This window comes from Halomonas sp. (assembly GCF_031581305.1).
GTDB lineage: Bacteria > Pseudomonadota > Gammaproteobacteria > Pseudomonadales > Halomonadaceae > Halomonas.
This window is the reverse complement of sequence record NZ_JAVLBC010000305.1, coordinates 1-2,252: the sequence shown is the minus strand read 5'-3', so window position 1 is coordinate 2,252 and position 2,252 is coordinate 1. Positions and strand designations below refer to the sequence as shown.

The window sequence follows — 2,252 nt, the reverse complement described above, 5'->3', positions numbered from 1 at the left end:
CCGGCTTCAATTAGAGATGTCGAAATGACTCGGCAAGACTGACTGGATTCCAGGGCCTGTCGTATCTCGACCAGTACTCGGCGCCGATGTACGGCGTACATTGAGGTGGTGAGGTGATAGACGCCAGGCTGATCTGCTATCGACTCGAACAGCGCCCGAGCATGACGGCGGTTATTGACGATGCACAGCACCTGATCAGTCGCGAGCAGTTCGTCACGCAGCTCCCCATCGTCGAGCGTACCAATATGGCGCACGGAAACGCGCTTGAGGTCGCGGTAAAGCTTGTTAGGGCATTTCGCAAGCTCACGCATGTCCCGAAACCCACCTTGAAAGCTGTGCTCGGGGTCGTCGGTTTCTGCCAGCGCCGGCTGAGTCGCCGTGCACAGAACGACGCTGGTGTGATAGTTCAGCGCCAGCTCGTCCAGTGCCGCCACACTGGGCCGCAGCAGGGGCAAGGGCATGGTCTGCACCTCGTCGAGAATCACCACGCTGCCTGCGATGTTGTGCAGCTTGCGGCAGCGCGAAGTCTTAGCGGCAAACAGGCTTTCGAAGAACTGCACTGCCGTGGTGACGATGATCGGCGCATCCCAATTCTCGCTGTCACGGCGCAGCTTGTCGACGCTATGGCGATCGCGCTGATTACCAGCATCGAAAGCGCTGTGGTGCTCCAGCACTGACGCCTCGCCATACTCCCCCAAGGCATCACGAAACACCGCAGCGTTCTGCTCGACAATACTGGTGAAAGGAATCACGTAGATCACCCGATCCATGCCGTGAGCAATGGCATGATCGAGAGCGAAAGCTAACGAGGCCAACGTCTTGCCCCCACCGGTCGGTACCGTCAGTGAAAACCTGCCAGGCGGCAACTCGGCTTGAGCGCGAACATGGGTGAGAATCTCACCACGCAGGCGATTGACGTCGCTGTCTGCTTTGAAGGTGGCCAAGCACTTATCAAGGGCATCACGCAATACGTCGAGCGGAGGACCGCCACCACGCGCGTGGGGCACGCCTTTTTCATGCACTACATAGAAAGCCTCAGTATCGATAAAGTCGGCATCGACCAGGCAGGAAAACAGCATCCTCGCCAGAAAGGCATACTGAAAGAAGGCCCTGTCGCGGCGCTGCTGAAAATGTGCCGGAGGCAACAAATTGCGGGGAAGCGCTATCTCTTGCTGCCACGCCGAATCGAGCGGGGGCAAGTCAGCTTCCAAGCGGTTCTTCAGTGGCGTGCGCTCACCTATATCCCGACCATTGGCCAGCCCTGCATGGTGACCGGCGATCAGGTAGGCCAGCAGATAGCCCACCTGTGGATAATTATCAATCGCGATATGGGCGCCAGCTGTTGAATGGTCGACACGTTCTGGCGAACCTTCCAGGCGGCGCTGAAAAGGTACAGTGTACTTGCCGATGTCATGGAGTAAGCCAGCGGCCTCCCCCCAATGAGAGGCACCGAAGCGTTCTGCCCGCTCCGCTGCAAGTTGGCCAACCGTCCTCAGGTGGCTTTCAAGCGTTTGCCAGTCAGTTTTATCCGTCGCCGATGTGGAGTGTGCGTAGAACATTCCAGAGCCTGTATCCCTGGTGGAGTGAACTATCTTCTTATGACAGCTAAACACCCCTTACACGTAATCGCTACCCACTGGCCATACGACCAGCGTATTCTTTAACCCGACTCTGACTTGAGTCATGCTGGGTCTTCCCCATGGATGGATGGATGCAAGGAGTCTCCCCATGCTCGATACTCCGGCATTTGGCTGGGACACCCTCGCCCGCTATCAGCTGATCGAGATTCTGGTGCTGTGGGAGGGGTGCGTGGTGGTCTCGCAACTCGGTGAGGCCTTCGGCATCGGGCGACAGCACGCGCAGAAGGTGCTACGCCAATACCGCACCGTAGCACCGGGCAACCTCGTCTACGATGAATCGCGCAAGGAGTTTGCCGACTGAGCCCTTTGCACCATGATTTGTCCGGGGCAGGGTTGAGGAATGCCGGCACCTGATGGGTTCCGACAGGCGAATCGCTGCCGCTGCCAAGCCGCAAGGTCTCGCCGAGGATCGTACGCGAGATCGTCAAGGCCGCACGTGATGAGCTGCGCCTGGAGGTGTCTACGCATCCTTCACCAGCCCCGCGGGCGAAGACCGCATCCTGGTACCACATACCCTGGTGTTCGCCGCCGGGCGCTGGCACATGCGTGCCTTCTGCGAGAAACATCGCGACTACCGGAACTTATGCTGAGCCGCTTCCGCGGTGTGCCGGA

General features: G+C 58.9%; 3 protein-coding genes. 2 read left to right on the top strand and 1 reads right to left on the bottom strand.

The window, feature by feature from the left end:
* Nucleotides 1-1,559: CRISPR-associated endonuclease Cas3'' (locus RI841_RS16090; protein ID WP_310706640.1), on the bottom strand; the 1,559-nt coding region annotated here is incomplete at its 3' end.
* A gap of 169 nt (nt 1,560-1,728) precedes the next feature.
* Between RI841_RS16090 and RI841_RS16085 the strand changes: the two genes are divergently transcribed.
* Both RI841_RS16085 and RI841_RS16540 read left to right on the top strand, forming a co-directional pair.
* Nucleotides 1,729-1,941 (top strand): hypothetical protein, encoded by a 213-nt coding sequence (locus RI841_RS16085; protein ID WP_310706639.1) that lies wholly within the window; start codon nt 1,729-1,731, stop codon nt 1,939-1,941.
* Nucleotides 1,942-2,137: 196 nt separating this feature from the next.
* Entirely contained in the window at nt 2,138-2,230 is a 93-nt protein-coding gene (locus tag RI841_RS16540) for a hypothetical protein (protein WP_405000958.1), read from the top strand.
* Nucleotides 2,231-2,252: the final 22 nt, after the last annotated feature.